Source organism: Flavobacterium sp. ALD4 (genome assembly GCF_002836475.1).
In the GTDB taxonomy this organism is placed as follows: Bacteria; Bacteroidota; Bacteroidia; order Flavobacteriales; family Flavobacteriaceae; genus Flavobacterium.
On sequence record NZ_PJBJ01000030.1, the window covers coordinates 243,699 to 259,175 of the forward strand.

Consider the following 15,477-nt stretch of genomic DNA (forward strand, 5'->3'; position numbering starts at 1 on the left):
ACTGGTCTAAAATAGCTTCCACAATGGGCACTGACGAAGTTGAACTCTTTCGAATATCTCCGCCTAGTTGAATTGTATCAATACTTGTCTCTTTACGTAGCTATAACGAAACCTTTAAGGAGGGCATAAGCACAGTCAGTTTATGAAATCCTTTAATAATTTGTTACTAATAATGAATGTTAGAACCCAATCCTACTATTACGAAATAATTATTACTTATACATTATAATGCTTCTTTTGCAATTTCCTTTTTCCCCCTACCCGCATCTTCATAAAGTACATCTCTTTCAAAAGCATAAATGGGTTGCTTACTGGCCCGACAGTGAATGCGATGCAAAAGCTTTTCATTCTCTAAAAAGTTCAAGTCCTTTCGAATGATTATGGTGGAAAAACTATGTGTTTCACACAAATCAACCACATTCACATATCCTTTTTGATTTAACTCGTGAAGTATACCCTCTTGTCTTCTATTGATTATAATTATAACACATGGTCTAGTTAATTTTGATTATATTTAAAAATTACAAAAACCAATAATTTCATTTCGCGATAGTTTTTATTTGAAAGAGATTAAAATTTTAAAATAATAAATGTTGAAAGTTATGAACCGATCTGAACAATTAACAAAACTAAAAGAAACATCAGAATGGGACGTAATCATCATAGGTGGAGGAGCTAATGGTCTGGGAACCGCACTTGATTCTGCCAGTCGAGGGTACAAAACTATTTTGGTTGAAGCAGTAGATTTCGCAAAAGGAACATCAAGCAGATCCACTAAATTAGTTCACGGCGGAGTACGCTACCTAGAGCAAGGCAACATATCCCTTGTCATGGAAGCTCTAAAAGAAAGAGGCTTAATGGTGAAAAACGCTAAACATCTTGTCCAAAATCAAACTTTCGTCATACCTAACTACAATTGGTGGGGTGGTTATTTCTACACCATAGGACTCACTATTTACGATATGTTAGCCGGTAAATTAAGCTTAGGTAAATCTAAATATATTTCAAGGAAAAAAACAATTGAACTATTACCTACTATTGAGCAAAACGGATTAGTGAACGGTGTTATATATCAAGACGGTCAATTTGACGATTCACGATTAGCGATCAACCTAGCCCAGACGGCAATAGAAAATGGCGCTTGCGTTTTAAACTACACCAAGGTTGTCAACTTGTTGAAAGATAGCCAAAACCAGATAACTGGCGTTCAGGTCAAAAACCAAGAAACCCAAGAGTTATTTGACCTAAAAGGAAAAGCTATCATAAACGCAACTGGTGTTTTTATCAATTCAATAATGAAATTGAATGATACTGTTTATAAAAAATACATTGTTCCGAGTCAAGGAATCCATCTCGTTTTTGACAAATCGTTTCTGCCTACCGACCACGCATTAATGATTCCAAAAACAAGTGATGGAAGAGTTTTATTTGCCGTACCCTGGCATAATAAAATTGTTGTGGGAACAACAGACACTTTAATCAAAAGTCACAGTTTAGAACCTATCGCATTAGAAAAAGAAATCGATTTTGTCCTGGAAACCGCTCAAAGATTCTTAGCTAAGAAACCCACGCGCGCAGACGTACTGTCAGTTTTTGCCGGATTAAGACCACTTGCTGCGCCTGAAGAAGAAGGGAAAAGCACTAAAGAAGTATCAAGGAGCCATAAAATAATAGTTTCTGAAACCGGACTAATCACTATAACCGGCGGTAAATGGACCACTTACAGAAAAATTGCCGAAGACATTATTGACAAAGCAATCACTGTGCGTCATCTGCCTAAAAAAGAATGTAAAACAAAAGGCGTTTCAATTCACGGAAACATCAAAACAAGCACTGCTGATCGTGAAAACCACCTATACATTTACGGAACTGATATTCCTAAAATACTAGAACTACAAAGACAAGAACCTGAATTAAAACAAAAGCTACATCCAAGTTACGACTATACAATGGCTGAAGTTGTTTGGGCAATCCGTTATGAAATGGCAAGAACAATTGACGATGTGCTTTCAAGAAGAGTACGCCTCTTGTTTTTAGACGCTCGTGCGGCCATTGCTGTTTCAGGAAAAGTTGCGCAATTACTCTCTAAAGAACTTGGTCGCGATGAAGCCTGGAAGGAAAACCAAATAACTCAATTTAAGAAACTGGCAAACGGATTTATTTTGACAGAATTTCAAATAAAATAATTTACAACCCTATTAGCTAGCCTAAAAAAAATCCAAAAACGAAAAACAGATTAATCTTGGTACTTGACTAAAATACAGCGTCGGCTAGAACAACTGTCTTTAACCGCGGCTATCGGAAACAGTAATTACGCCTTAAGTGAAAGCCAAACCTTAACGTTAGGAATTTGGGATGGAGCTCGATATTAAAGCAGCAATGATTATCGTAGTAGAAACTCAGCCTATGTAGAATTGAGCTATCCGCTGATCCGCAATCAAAAGTAAATTTGAATGTATTTATGGGCGTCACCTTACCCATTAACGGAAACAAACACCTATTTCCCAACAAAATTGAAAGTAATTTTGATACCGTAAACACAGGCATAAAAGCAGCTAAAAATATTTAACTACAAACTACCCGCTTCAACAACAGCAATGCGGAACTCTTACAATAAAATCGCCAAACTTAAATTAGATGTAAATTTGTTTTAGGTTTTTGATTTTAATTTGTCATTCAAACCTCCCTTTTGTTTTAAGGGAGGTTTTTTTCATTCCTAAAATAGCAAGCCTCACTTAACCCGGATAGCAGCGAAAAGCCCGCAGAAAAAAAAGTTTAAGTTTCAGCTTATGTGAAAACGACTAAAAGAACCTCTTTATGATACTTGGGAAACCCGGATTTTTTGCGAGGCCTTAAAACGAATAGCCATAAACAGCTCTTGAAAGAACACAATTAGAACGACTTAAAACATTGTTAATTCTTCATCTGACATCTTGTCACATTCGCACAAATAATTGTACCTTTGCGACCTTATTTAAACACACTTTTGAAAGTGACTTATGGAAAAGATTATTGAAGAAAGCAAACAAGGAGAAACCCTTGTTTTAGAAAACAAACCCGAGAACACAAAAAAACTTTTTATAGAAAGCTATGGCTGTGCGATGAACTTTTCTGATAGTGAAATCGTGGCTTCCATACTGTCCGGAAACGGATACAACACGACGCAAGTGCTCGAAGAGGCCGATTTAGTTTTGGTGAATACCTGCTCCATTCGTGACAAGGCGGAACAAACTGTTCGTAAACGTTTGGAGAAATACAATGCGGTGAAACGCATAAACCCAAAAATGAAAGTTGGAGTTTTAGGTTGTATGGCAGAACGTTTGAAAGACAAATTCCTAGAAGAAGAAAAAATCGTGGATCTTGTTGTGGGTCCTGATGCCTACAAAGACCTGCCCAATTTATTGGCAGAAGTTGAAGAAGGACGTGACGCCATCAACGTGATTTTGTCAAAAGACGAAACATACGGCGACATTTCACCGGTTCGCTTGATGAGCAATGGCATCACCGCTTTGGTTTCCATCACGCGGGGTTGTGACAATATGTGTACGTTTTGCGTGGTGCCTTTTACCCGTGGACGCGAACGCAGTCGTGAGCCCCAAAGTATTATGAAAGAAATTCAGGATTTGTGGGACAAAGGGTTCAAAGAAATCACACTTCTTGGACAAAATGTGGACAGTTATCTTTGGTATGGTGGCGGATTGAAAAAAGATTTCGCAAACGCTTCTGAAATGCAAAAAGCAACCGCAGTTGATTTTGACCAATTATTAGAAATGGCGGCTGTTGGCTTTCCAAAAATGAGAATTCGCTTTTCGACATCCAATCCACAGGACATGCACGAAAGTGTATTGCACGTAATCGCAAAGCATCCTAATATCTGCAAACACATTCATTTACCGGTTCAATCAGGCAGCAATAGAATCTTAAAGGAAATGAACCGTTTGCATACCCGTGAAGAATACATGGCTTTGATTGATAAAATAAGAACTATTATTCCAAACGGCTCTATATCACAAGATATGATTGCTGGCTTCCCAACAGAAACAGAGCAAGATCATCAAGATACGTTGAGTTTAATGCAATATGTGAGATATAATTTTGGATACATGTACTCCTACTCTGAAAGACCTGGGACTCTGGCAGGAAGAAAAATGGAAGATGATGTTACTGATAAAATCAAAGCAAGAAGATTACAAGAAATTGTAGACTTGCAACAAAAGCATGCCTGGTCACGCTCTGAGGAATTTATTGGACAAACTGTAGAGGTTTTAGTAGAGAAAGTTTCGAAAAAATCTACTGAAGAATTTTCTGGAAGAAACTCACAAAGCATTACCGTAGTTTTTCCGAAAGAAGCATACGCTATTGGTGACTTTGTAAATGTAAAAATAACATCTTGTACCAGCGGAACTTTGAAAGGGGAAGCAGTGGGATTGAGCGAAATGAATTAGATTTATTAGCAACAGATTGAATTTAAAAAAAAGTCACCACGAATTACAAAAATTAGCACGAATTATTCTGATTTTAATTAAAATAATTTCTCAAAATTGGATATGGAGTGGCATAAACAAGACAAAATATAATGGATACAGTTCAAGCTATAAAACAACGATTTGAGATTATCGGTAATGAACCGAAGCTAAATCGTGCGATAGAAAAAGCCATTCAAGTTGCCCCTACTGACATTTCAGTATTGGTTGTGGGTGAAAGTGGTGTCGGAAAAGAAAGCATTCCAAAAATCATACATTCCCTTTCGCATAGAAAACATGGGAAATATATTGCCGTAAACTGTGGTGCCATACCGGAAGGAACTATCGATAGCGAACTTTTCGGTCATGAGAAAGGTGCTTTTACAGGAGCGACAGGAACACGTGAAGGTTATTTTGAAGTAGCTGATGGCGGAACCATTTTTCTGGACGAAGTAGGCGAATTACCGCTAACGACTCAAGTTAGATTACTTCGTGTCCTTGAAAATGGAGAGTTTATAAAAGTAGGTTCTTCCCAAGTTCAAAAAACAGATGTAAGAATCGTAGCGGCCACCAATGTCAATTTATTTGACGCTATCGAAAAAGGAAAATTCAGAGAAGATTTATATTACCGTCTAAGCACTGTTGACATTCTTCTGCCTCCATTGCGAGACAGAAAAGATGATATTCATTTATTATTCAGAAAATTTGCTGCTGATTTTGCCTCCAAATACAAGATGCCCCCATTGAAACTGGACGAAGGCGCAGTCCAAGTACTACAAAAATTTCGTTGGAGCGGAAACATTCGTCAGCTAAGAAATGTCGCTGAACAAATTTCTGTTTTGGAAACCAATCGCGATATTACTGCCGCTATTTTACAATCTTATTTACCTTCTGAAGGCAGTAACTTACCTTCCGTGATAAAAAATAAAAAAAGTGACGGAGACTTTAGTAACGAAAGAGAAATTTTGTACAAAGTGCTTTTTGATATGAAAAGTGATTTACATGATCTAAAAAAACTTACTTTAGAGTTAATGGAAAATGGCAGTTCCAAAGTCCAGGAAACCAATAAAAACCTAATCACAAAAATATATGGATCTAAAGAAAATGATAGCGAAATAGATTTTGAAGAAGAGCCAAGAACAGCCTTGATCGCCAGTCAAAGCAATGAAGAATCCTATCAGGAGAATGATGATAATTATCTTTTTGCCGAAACTGTCGAGGAGGAGGAAGAAGTCTTAAGACTAGAACAGAAAGAAATTGAAATGATTAAAAAATCATTGGAAAAGAACAAGGGAAAACGCAAAGCAGCGGCAGATGAATTAGGGATTTCAGAAAGAACTTTATATCGAAAAATAAAACAATTCGATTTATAACATCCAAAAATAAACTCCCTGTCTGCAGAAAGACTGGCAAATTCCAAATTAGGAAAAACAAAAACTAATAAATAAATTCTATAATCCAAATTAGTATATTTGACAAGAATGAAAATTATAAATCGGATCGGATTGTAATTTGGATTTTCAATTATAAACATGAAAAAAAAATATTCTTTACTAGCCCTATTTTCTTTATTTATTTTAAGCGGTTGTTCAGTGTACAACTTCACGGGAACCGGGAAGATCGATGCAAAAACATTCCAGGTTAACTTTTTTCAAAATAATGCAGAATTAATCGAACCTGGAATTGACAGGACATTTACACTTGCCTTGCAAGATATCATCATGAATCAAACTAACCTAAATTTAGTGAAAAGTGGTGGGGATTTAATTTATGAAGGGGAAATTGTCGATTATAGAATCAGTCCTATGACAGCGACAGCTGATCAACGAGCTTCTCAAAACCGCTTGAAGATTAGAGTAAACGTTAGGTTCACCAATAGAAAAAAAGAAATAGATAATTTCGAAAAAACTTTTGAATTCTTTTTTGATTATCCAGCCACCCAACAACTTTCCGGCTCCACTTTAAATAGTGCCATTAAAGTGATTTTTGAAAGAATCACACAAGACATATTTAATGAATCTCTTGCGAAATGGTAAATCACCTCTAGCAATTAGATTTAAAAAATTTGAAAACTGAAAATGAACGTAACTGCTTATACAACCTTAATCAATAAACCAGACACTGTTTCTGAGCTGCACACTTTAGCTTTAGAAAAAGTATTGGACGAATTTCCTTTTTTCCAAAGCGCAAGAGCTTTGCGATTAAAAGGCTTATACAATCAGAATAGTTTTAAGTATAATTTCGCTTTAAAAGTTACTGCCGCCCATACAACTGACAGAACAGTACTGTTTGACTTCATAACTTCGGACACCTTTATTGCAATTCAAAAAGAATTGTATGATCAAAAAGCAATAGAGCTTCTGGACATCGATATAATTGACGGCGAACTAATAACACCTCCAAAGAAATTAGAGGCTAAAAAGAATACTTTAGAACAGTCAATTTTAACCTCGATAAAAGAATCCTCGCCCGCTGACCCGAAAGAAAATCTAATTGTGGCAGAAGAGAAATTAGCCATCGGTACGCCGTTAGATTTTTCCGCAAACGAAAAACATTCTTTCCAGGAATGGCTTCAACTATCCAGAACGCAGCCTATCGACAGGGAGAACGAAAAAGATAACATCCCAAAACCACTACTAAGCAACGAGAGGAAAAATAAAAAAGCAGCACTAATAGATAAGTTTATCGAAAGTAGCCCAAAGATCTCTCCAGTTAAACATGGAGTAACCTCTACGGTTCGAATTGATATAAATAAGGACGATCATTCTTCGCTGATGACTGAAACTTTAGCCCGGGTATATTTAGAACAAAAAAAATATCAAAAAGCGATTCAAGCTTATGAGATATTAATATTGAAATATCCAGAAAAAAGTAGTTTCTTTGCAGACCGTATAACGGATATTAAGATTTTACAACAAAATAATAATTAAACAATGAGCACATTTTCAATTTTTTTAGTTTTAATAACAATAGTTTGTTTTCTATTGATTGTAGTAATAATGGTTCAAAACCCTAAAGGCGGTGGGTTATCATCTACCATCGGTGGTTCTCAAATGTTAGGTGGAGTACAAAAAACAACTGACTTTTTAGACAAAAGCACTTGGACATTAGCTACGATCCTGATCGCATTAATATTATTATCAAGTTTAAGTTTCACGGGAACATTAAGCGATACAGATTCTAAAATTATTGACAACACAGAAACTGCAGCTCCAGTTTCACCTGCTGCACCAATACAAAACGTACCAGTTACAGAATAATTCATAACAATAAATTATAAAAAATGCCAGCCTGTCAAAGCTGGCATTTTTTATAAGAAATTATGTCAGTTTAATAAGGCTGGCACAATTTCTGACTTTAGTTACACACTAATATAATTAAAAAATAAAATCATGGCTTTAAACATTAAACCACTTTCTGACCGCGTTCTTATAGAACCTGTTGCTGCTGAAACAAAAACTGCGTCAGGGATTTTTATTCCTGATACCGCTAAAGAAAAACCACAAAAAGGAACTGTCGTTGCTGTTGGGGATGGCACAAAAGAACACACAATGACTGTAAAAATTGGAGACAGCGTTCTTTACGGAAAATATTCAGGTACTGAATTGAAATTAGAAGGTAAAGATTATTTGATAATGAGAGAAGAGGACATTCTTGCAATAATATAATTGCAAAAATAAATCTAAAATAGCACAGACAAGTCGTAACTTGTCTCTTCAAAAAATTTAACAAAATAAAAAGAAATGGCAAAAGATATAAAATTTGATATAGAAGCACGTGACGGCTTAAAACGTGGCGTTGATGCATTAGCAAATGCGGTAAAAGTTACTCTAGGGCCAAAAGGTCGTAATGTAATCATTGGGAAATCATTTGGCGCGCCAACAGTAACAAAAGATGGGGTTACTGTAGCCAAAGAAATTGAATTGAAAGACCCGTTAGAAAACATGGGAGCTCAAATGGTAAAAGAAGTAGCGTCAAAAACCAACGATTTGGCAGGAGATGGAACTACAACTGCAACCGTTTTAGCGCAAGCCATAGTAAAAGAAGGGTTAAAAAACGTTGCTGCAGGAGCAAATCCAATGGATTTGAAACGCGGTATCGACAAAGCAGTACAAGCTATTGTTACTGACTTGGCAAAACAATCAAAAGAAGTAGGTACTGACTCAGACAAAATCAAGCAAATTGCCTCTATTTCTGCTAACAATGACGAAGTAATTGGTGATTTAATTGCTACTGCTTTCGCGAAAGTAGGAAAAGAAGGTGTTATCACTGTTGAAGAAGCAAAAGGAACAGAAACTTATGTAGATGTTGTAGAAGGAATGCAGTTTGACAGAGGATACCTTTCCCCTTATTTTGTGACCAATTCTGAAAGAATGGAAGTAGAATTAGAAGACCCTTATATTTTGTTGTATGACAAAAAAGTTTCTTCTCTAAAAGAATTATTACCGGTTCTTGAGCCTGTTGCTCAATCTGGAAAACCATTGCTAATTATTGCTGAAGATGTAGATGGTGAGGCACTATCAACACTGGTTGTAAATAAATTACGTGGAGCTTTAAAAATTGCTGCTGTAAAAGCACCTGGTTTTGGAGACAGAAGAAAAGCAATGCTTGAAGATATTGCGATCCTGACTGGTGGAACTGTAATCTCTGAAGAAAGAGGATATACCCTTGAGAATACAACTATCGAAATGTTAGGGACTGCTAAAAAAGTAACTATCGACAAAGACAATACTACAATTGTAAGTGGTGCCGGTGAAGCTGACATGATTAAAAATCGTGTAAACCAAATTAAAGGTCAAATGGAAGCTACAACTTCTGATTATGACAAGGAAAAATTACAGGAACGTTTGGCTAAATTAGCTGGTGGTGTTGCTGTTCTTTATGTTGGTGCTGCTTCTGAAGTAGAAATGAAAGAGAAAAAAGACAGAGTTGATGATGCCTTGCACGCAACACGCGCAGCAGTAGAAGAAGGTATTGTTGCTGGTGGTGGTGTTGCATTATTAAGAGCTAAAAATGTATTAAGCGCTATAAAACCGGACAATGCGGATGAAGCGACAGGAATCCAAATTATATCTCGTGCTGTTGAATCTCCATTAAGAACCATAGTTGAAAATGCAGGTCTTGAAGGTTCTGTTGTTGTCGCGAAAGTAGCTGAAGGAAAAGGCGATTTTGGCTACAATGCTAAAACTGACGAATATGTAGATATGCTAAAAGCTGGAATTATCGACCCTACAAAAGTAACACGTGTTGCATTGGAAAATGCTGCGTCAGTTGCCGGAATGATATTAACCACTGAGTGTGCTTTGATTGATATCAAAGAAGAAAACGCAGGTGGAAATGCAATGGGTGGCGGTATGCCAGGAATGATGTAATATCAAACAAAACCTATTATATAAAAAAATCCGTGCAGTTCATAACTGGACGGATTTTTTATTTATACTGATACGCTGAAAACTAAGATTATAAACATTACAGAAGCAACACGTGGTGCATTGGAAAATACTGTATCAGTTGCCAGAATAATCTTAACCACTGAATGTGCTTTGATTCACTTCAAAAAAGAAAATGCAGGTAGAAATCTAATTGGTGGCGGTATGCCGGGAATAATGTAATATCAAAACCTATTTTATATAAAAAAATCCGCGCAGTTTAATAACTGGACGGATTTTTCATTTATACAAAGCCTGAAGAATATTACTGTTTCTTCGCTTGCAATTTTATCTTTTTAATCTTCAGATGTCTTACTTTTTTTAGCAAATTTAAGCAGTACTGGAGAAAGTGTTAAAATAACTAAACCAATAATTATTAATTCAATATGGTCCTTTAAATCTATTTCATAACTCTCCAGTAAGAAACCATACAAATAATGACCTGCAAAAATCAATGTAAACGACCACAAAAAAGAACTAACCACATTGTAATACATGAACTTCTTTTTATCCATAGTTACGATTCCGGCAACAATAGGAGCAAAAGTTCTGAATATAGGTAAGAACCTGGCAAAAATAATAGCTCTTCCCCCATGCTTGTCAAAGAAGTCTTTAGACTGCACAAGATATTTTTTCTTGAACCAAAAAGTATCTTTTTTGTTGTATAGATAATACCCACTTTTAGACCCAAACCAATACCCTACTATATTTCCTAGAATACCAGATACAGCGACCGCAGTAGACAAGATTAAAACATTAATAAAACTGCTATCTATAAAAAGCACATTTTCTATTAATTCTCTATTATAAATTCCCGCTAAAAAAAGCAAGCTATCACCAGGTAAAAAGAAACCTGCAAACAAACCTGTTTCTGCAAAAATTATAAATAACACAATATAGATCCCCATTTTCACTCCATTTACATCAAAATGAATGTAAAAAAGTGGGTCTATTAAATTCTTCCAATCGAAACTATTCATTCTACGGATTTGTTGCTTAAATTATTTGTGCGTGAAAGTAGTTATAAATTAGTGCAACTACAATCTATTGTATAATTTTAAAGTTTAATTAACGATTGACCAATCGTATAAAATGACTGAGCGCTTTAAAAAATTATCCCGTATATTAATTAAATATTTTTAATGTTTAAATTTTGTAATCGATTTAATCTAATTATTTTTTCAAAAGACTATTGTCTGCAGATTATTGCAAAGCGAAGCCCAAAAATTTCTCTTTGGGCAACAAGATTAATAAATCCTATCACTATTTAGATTTCAAATTCCTGTCCCATCAAAGGTACAGAACAATCAAATCCATAATACTCTCTTATTTTTATGCGAAGTTCATCTGCAGGTTGGTTTTCACCATGAACTAGAAAGACTTTTTTAGGTTTGTTTTCTAATTCCGAAAGCCAATTGAGCAACCCTTTTTGATCTGCATGTGCCGATAGTCCTTCTATTTCATAAATCTTTGCTTCAACGGGATAATACTTTCCGTAAATCTTAACTTCTTTGGCTCCTTCTAGCAATTTTCTTCCTCTAGTCCCTTCTGCTTGGTACCCCACTATAATTACGGTCGTTTGAGGCAAACTAATGTATCGTTCTAAATAACTTAGTATCCTTCCTCCAGTCACCATTCCACTTGCGGCAACCACTACTTTAGGGTTTTTATTATAAATTGTATCAATGGTTTCCTTGTAATCAGTAATCATAGTGAACATTTTGTTTATTGCTATACAATCTTCTAAAGACAACTTATGCCACTTTCTATTTTCAAAAAAAATATCAAAAGCACTCACTCCCATAGGCGAATCCATAATGTAGGGAACGTCAGGAATTTTACCTTCTTCTCTTAGTTGCCATAGCAAATACATAATCATTTGTGCACGTTCTACTGCAAAGCTTGGTATAAAGACCGTACCTCCCATCTTGAACGCATTATTAATATACATCTCTAATTCTAACTTGGGATCACTGTCAGAGTGTAGATGATCTCCATAGGTACTCTCCAGAAACACATAATCTGCCTTTTTGGGCTTTGTAGGTGGGTACATTAAAACATCGTTATCTCGACCAATATCACCAGAAAAAACTAATGTTTTATTTTCGAGCGTTAGCTCAATACTGCATGCCCCTATAATATGTCCAGCATTTACAAAAACAGCAGAAATTTCAGCATCTAAAGACAGTAATTGATCCGTATTAATGACTTTAAAATGCGGAAAAACTTTCCTAGCTTGTTCTACATCATAAAGCGGTTCTGCGACTTCGTGTTTAGAATACTTTTCTTTGTTGGCTCTTTCAGCTTCCTCTTCCTGAATTTTACCACTGTCTAAAAGAATCAGTTCGGCAATTTCTTTTGTTGGACCTGAACAGTATATTTTACCTTTAAAGCCTTGATCGACTAATCTTGGCAACCAACCGCAATGATCTAAATGCCCATGCGTCAGAAGTACAAAATCAATAGTGGAAGCCAAGACGGACAATGGCTGCCAATTCAGTTCCCGTAAGGGCTTTATCCCCTGAAATAGTCCGCAATCTATCAAAATTCGCACTCCCTTGCTTTCAACTAATGTTTTTGAACCTGTCACGGTCCCTGCCGCACCTATAAATTTTACTTTCATGACCCCGTTTTTAATATTAAAAAATCACAACACTGCTTCTTTTAAATACATCTAACTAACTCTCTTACTTCTTTTAAAACATTTTTAATTCTGCTGGCACTCAAACCAATTCTAACCAATTGCTCTGAATTATTCACTAATTCTCTCGCTAAAATCACATCCAATATTAATAATTTATCTTTTTCTCCCAGAGACAATGTAGTCAGACAAGTGACAGGATAAAGACAATCAATATCGTTTTTGGTTTTCAAATTATTGTCTTTCGGATAATCCCAGCTTAATAAATTCATACCTGAACATTTCGCAAAATCTATGGCAGCAGATGTAAATCGATTATTGGTTACTATCCAGCATTTTGAAACGATTTCATTTTTTGAAAAAACAATCTGTTTTCTTTCTTTCAAATCATTAAATCTCGAAAAAACATATAAAGGAACTTTTACATCCGACTTATTTTCTCTTGCGGAATGAAATTTACATTCAACCATTGCCAGCTCATTGTCTTTCTTAATCAATACATCAATTTCATGTGATACACATTTACCCGGCAAAATTAAATTGGTAACCGTTTGGTAACCTTCTGCATCAAAAAGTCGTGCGATATATTTTTCGAAAAAAAATCCAGCAGGTCCTAATAATTGAAGAGCCGATCTTAAATTATATCGCGCCGCATGTGAATTGGCTTCTTTTTTTAACAAAGCGAAAGCGCGTTTATAAATTTTTTTTGTAGAAATTCCGTTATAGATTTCTTTACTGATTTTATGTAAGATATCCTCAACCACCAAATCACCTGCTCCAGATTTCGCAAGTGATTTTCTCAGTTTTCTAGGGTCAAAATCTACAATATCTCCAGAGTATTTTATTACCTTCATATCTATAATTATTTGACTATCAATTTGATAAAGCCACTACTAAAGATACTTAAAAAAAACTATTTATTTAGCTTTTGATAATAAAACGCGGGGATAAACAAGATTACAAAAATAGGTTGAATAAGAAATCGGCGCACATAAAAAAGCATCAGGTTGTTATGGGCTCCATAGAAATAAATTATGGCGTAAAAGAAGGAGACTAAAACAAGAAAGAAAAAGACATATAGAATAGAAGCGAACTTAATCATTGTAATGTCTCTAAAAAGCGCGTAAAGTAAACCTAATGACAAAACCAAATTTAAACCATAACGAAACAATAGCCCCATCATTAACAGAAAAGAATCATAAGAAGGCAATGGCAAACTATTAAAATCACTTCTGAAATAATTCAAAAAAGGATCATAGAACAATAGGTCTTCATAAGCGCGTACTACAGCAAGTGCTTGTACAAAAACGAATCCCAAAACAATTCTTAACTTATGTGACAGCAGTATTTTTAGCATATAATGAAAATTTACGTACCCAAATTACCCACAAGATGAAAACTACTCCATAAATAAACAGAGGAAAAAACACGCCGTGTAACAAAGATACTTGCCCCGGGAAATGATAGATTAAGACACTCAACATGGCGATTCGCAATACATTTAATATATAAATCACTATACTCCCCCCAAAAATAAAAAGCATCGTCGGTTTTACCTTCCCTGAAAACGAAACTATAAATGAAATAAATAAAATGATCACACTAATAGCATTACATCCTTCGATTATCCGGGCAACATACTTATGATTGTAAATCAAAGTAATGAAAGTTTCTGCTTTATTTTCTTCGATACCTGCATCCGTAGGAAACAAATTCAGCAACTGTTCCGTATTCCTGGCGACTAATCTGGTAATAGAATCAATCTTATGATCTTCGAAACTACCCAAAAACCCTTGGTATAGTACTGTAAGAATGATAAAAGTTAAGAAAAACTTTGTCAAAAAAAGTAAAAAAGGTTTGTAACGAATAAAATATTTTTTCAAAATGTATTTTTTAACAAATTTATATAATTTTTAAAAGGGACTTTAAATACTTTTGCATAAAAATCTCAAATTATGACATTTCAGGAATTACAACCAAAGGTAACTGCAATTACATTGAATAATAGTCTTTCCAGAGACGAAAAACTTTTATCGGTATGCCAACTTTTAAAAGACAACATAGACTACTATAACTGGGTTGGATTTTACTTTGCAAATCAAGATACCAAAACCTTGCATTTAGGCCCCTATGTAGGAGCTGAGACTGACCACACCGTTATTCCTTTCGGAAAAGGTATTTGCGGACAGGTGGCAGTTTCTAATGCGAACTTCGTTGTCCCTGATGTGGCAGCGCAAGACAATTACATCGCCTGCAGTTTCACCGTAAAGTCTGAAGTGGTTGTCCCGCTTTTTGTAAACGGAGAAAACATTGGGCAAATTGACATCGATAGTCATGTTTTGGATCCTTTTACAGAGGCTGATGAGAAATTTTTAGAATTTGTAAATCAAGAAGTTGCAAAAACGTTCACTGTTTAATACCCTGAATACTATTACGATAAATCTTAGATAAAATTTATATTGCCGTTATGAAAATAAACATTATCTTTGCACCCGTCTTACAATAGCTGTAAGGCATACATAAAAATCATTAAACAAATATTGGAATGTATTTAACTAAAGAGATTAAAGAAGAAATCTTCGCTCAACACGGAGAAAAAACAAACACAGGTAAAACAGAAGGTCAAATTGCTTTATTCACTTTCAGAATTAGCCACCTAACAGAACATTTGAAAAAAAATCGTCACGATTATAACACAGAGCGTTCATTAGTATTGCTAGTAGGAAAAAGAAGATCTTTGTTGGATTATTTGAAAAAGAAAGAAATCAACAGATATCGTGAGATTATCAAAGTATTGGGTATCAGAAAATAATCAATATATTAAAGAGGCGCGAGAGTGCCTCTTTTTGTTTTTAACACAATAATAAAAAAAGTTTGGTTTTTCATTGGGTTTTAGGCATTAACTACGCAAACAACAACTACAACACAACTAGAACCCATGTTT

General features: G+C 35.1%; 16 protein-coding genes. 10 read left to right on the plus strand and 6 right to left on the minus strand.

The features are described from left to right. Positions 1–223: 223 nt before the first annotated feature. The gene (locus CXF59_RS15400; RefSeq protein WP_369828576.1) at positions 224–484 is read right to left on the minus strand and encodes a DeoR family transcriptional regulator; all 261 of its coding nucleotides are present in this window, start codon (positions 482–484) and stop codon (positions 224–226) included. Between the two features lie 118 nt (positions 485–602). Between CXF59_RS15400 and CXF59_RS09735 the strand changes: the two genes are divergently transcribed. The 8 genes from CXF59_RS09735 (at position 603) to groL (ending at position 9,835) form a co-directional block, all read left to right on the plus strand. Next, positions 603–2,186, plus strand: coding sequence for a glycerol-3-phosphate dehydrogenase/oxidase (locus CXF59_RS09735; RefSeq protein ID WP_101138512.1), 1,584 nt, complete (start codon positions 603–605; stop codon positions 2,184–2,186). A gap of 813 nt (positions 2,187–2,999) precedes the next feature. Further along, positions 3,000–4,445, plus strand: a complete 1,446-nt coding sequence (miaB, locus tag CXF59_RS09740) for a tRNA (N6-isopentenyl adenosine(37)-C2)-methylthiotransferase MiaB (RefSeq protein ID WP_101137608.1) — start codon at positions 3,000–3,002, stop codon at positions 4,443–4,445. Positions 4,446–4,576: 131 nt separating this feature from the next. After that, positions 4,577–5,836: a sigma-54-dependent Fis family transcriptional regulator gene (locus tag CXF59_RS09745; RefSeq protein WP_101137609.1), complete on the plus strand. Its 1,260-nt coding sequence runs from the start codon at positions 4,577–4,579 to the stop codon at positions 5,834–5,836. A 159-nt stretch (positions 5,837–5,995) separates the two neighbouring features. Further along, positions 5,996–6,499 (plus strand): LptE family protein, encoded by a 504-nt coding sequence (locus CXF59_RS09750; protein WP_101137610.1) that lies wholly within the window; start codon positions 5,996–5,998, stop codon positions 6,497–6,499. A 42-nt stretch (positions 6,500–6,541) separates the two neighbouring features. Next, positions 6,542–7,393 (plus strand): tetratricopeptide repeat protein, encoded by an 852-nt coding sequence (locus CXF59_RS09755; RefSeq protein ID WP_101137611.1) that lies wholly within the window; start codon positions 6,542–6,544, stop codon positions 7,391–7,393. Between the two features lie 3 nt (positions 7,394–7,396). Further along, entirely contained in the window at positions 7,397–7,723 is a 327-nt protein-coding gene (gene secG, locus CXF59_RS09760; RefSeq protein ID WP_101137612.1) for a preprotein translocase subunit SecG, read from the plus strand. Positions 7,724–7,855: 132 nt separating this feature from the next. Then, positions 7,856–8,131: a co-chaperone GroES gene (gene groES / locus CXF59_RS09765; RefSeq protein WP_016989999.1), complete on the plus strand. Its 276-nt coding sequence runs from the start codon at positions 7,856–7,858 to the stop codon at positions 8,129–8,131. A 75-nt stretch (positions 8,132–8,206) separates the two neighbouring features. Beyond that, complete coding sequence (gene groL / locus CXF59_RS09770) at positions 8,207–9,835, plus strand: chaperonin GroEL (RefSeq protein ID WP_101137613.1); 1,629 nt, start codon at positions 8,207–8,209, stop codon at positions 9,833–9,835. Between the two features lie 353 nt (positions 9,836–10,188). On the opposite strand, the gene CXF59_RS09775 is transcribed toward groL, so the two are convergent. The 5 genes from CXF59_RS09775 to xrtF form a co-directional block, all read right to left on the minus strand. Then, positions 10,189–10,872, minus strand: a complete 684-nt coding sequence (locus CXF59_RS09775) for a DedA family protein (RefSeq protein ID WP_101137614.1) — start codon at positions 10,870–10,872, stop codon at positions 10,189–10,191. A 287-nt stretch (positions 10,873–11,159) separates the two neighbouring features. Next, positions 11,160–12,515, minus strand: a complete 1,356-nt coding sequence (locus CXF59_RS09780; protein WP_198554673.1) for an MBL fold metallo-hydrolase RNA specificity domain-containing protein — start codon at positions 12,513–12,515, stop codon at positions 11,160–11,162. Positions 12,516–12,556: 41 nt separating this feature from the next. Then, positions 12,557–13,387, minus strand: coding sequence for a restriction endonuclease (locus CXF59_RS09785; protein ID WP_101137616.1), 831 nt, complete (start codon positions 13,385–13,387; stop codon positions 12,557–12,559). Between the two features lie 59 nt (positions 13,388–13,446). After that, complete coding sequence (locus CXF59_RS09790; RefSeq protein WP_101137617.1) at positions 13,447–13,890, minus strand: exosortase F system-associated protein; 444 nt, start codon at positions 13,888–13,890, stop codon at positions 13,447–13,449. After that, positions 13,865–14,416 carry an exosortase family protein XrtF gene (gene xrtF, locus CXF59_RS09795; RefSeq protein ID WP_101137618.1) on the minus strand — a complete coding sequence of 184 codons (552 nt, stop codon included), beginning with the start codon at positions 14,414–14,416 and terminating at the stop codon, positions 13,865–13,867. The genes CXF59_RS09790 and xrtF overlap by 26 nt, the downstream gene beginning before the upstream one ends. Positions 14,417–14,488: 72 nt before the next feature. Here xrtF and CXF59_RS09800 point away from each other — a divergent pair, with 72 nt between their 5' ends. Next, the gene (locus CXF59_RS09800) at positions 14,489–14,950 is read left to right on the plus strand and encodes a GAF domain-containing protein (protein WP_101137619.1); all 462 of its coding nucleotides are present in this window, start codon (positions 14,489–14,491) and stop codon (positions 14,948–14,950) included. 128 nt (positions 14,951–15,078) lie between these two features. After that, positions 15,079–15,345 carry a 30S ribosomal protein S15 gene (rpsO, locus tag CXF59_RS09805; protein ID WP_101137620.1) on the plus strand — a complete coding sequence of 89 codons (267 nt, stop codon included), beginning with the start codon at positions 15,079–15,081 and terminating at the stop codon, positions 15,343–15,345. The last annotated feature ends 132 nt before the right edge of the window (positions 15,346–15,477 follow it).

Coding starts and splice junctions, on each gene's coding strand:
- CXF59_RS09735 (WP_101138512.1), top strand. CDS start 603: ATGAACCGATCTGAACAATTAACAAAACTAAAAGAAACATCAGAATGG.
- miaB (WP_101137608.1), top strand. CDS start 3,000: ATGGAAAAGATTATTGAAGAAAGCAAACAAGGAGAAACCCTTGTTTTA.
- CXF59_RS09745 (WP_101137609.1), top strand. CDS start 4,577: ATGGATACAGTTCAAGCTATAAAACAACGATTTGAGATTATCGGTAAT.
- CXF59_RS09750 (WP_101137610.1), top strand. CDS start 5,996: ATGAAAAAAAAATATTCTTTACTAGCCCTATTTTCTTTATTTATTTTA.
- CXF59_RS09755 (WP_101137611.1), top strand. CDS start 6,542: ATGAACGTAACTGCTTATACAACCTTAATCAATAAACCAGACACTGTT.
- secG (WP_101137612.1), top strand. CDS start 7,397: ATGAGCACATTTTCAATTTTTTTAGTTTTAATAACAATAGTTTGTTTT.
- groES (WP_016989999.1), top strand. CDS start 7,856: ATGGCTTTAAACATTAAACCACTTTCTGACCGCGTTCTTATAGAACCT.
- groL (WP_101137613.1), top strand. CDS start 8,207: ATGGCAAAAGATATAAAATTTGATATAGAAGCACGTGACGGCTTAAAA.
- CXF59_RS09775 (WP_101137614.1), bottom strand. CDS start 10,872: ATGAATAGTTTCGATTGGAAGAATTTAATAGACCCACTTTTTTACATT.
- CXF59_RS09780 (WP_198554673.1), bottom strand. CDS start 12,515: ATGAAAGTAAAATTTATAGGTGCGGCAGGGACCGTGACAGGTTCAAAA.
- CXF59_RS09785 (WP_101137616.1), bottom strand. CDS start 13,387: ATGAAGGTAATAAAATACTCTGGAGATATTGTAGATTTTGACCCTAGA.
- CXF59_RS09790 (WP_101137617.1), bottom strand. CDS start 13,890: ATGCTAAAAATACTGCTGTCACATAAGTTAAGAATTGTTTTGGGATTC.
- CXF59_RS09800 (WP_101137619.1), top strand. CDS start 14,489: ATGACATTTCAGGAATTACAACCAAAGGTAACTGCAATTACATTGAAT.
- rpsO (WP_101137620.1), top strand. CDS start 15,079: ATGTATTTAACTAAAGAGATTAAAGAAGAAATCTTCGCTCAACACGGA.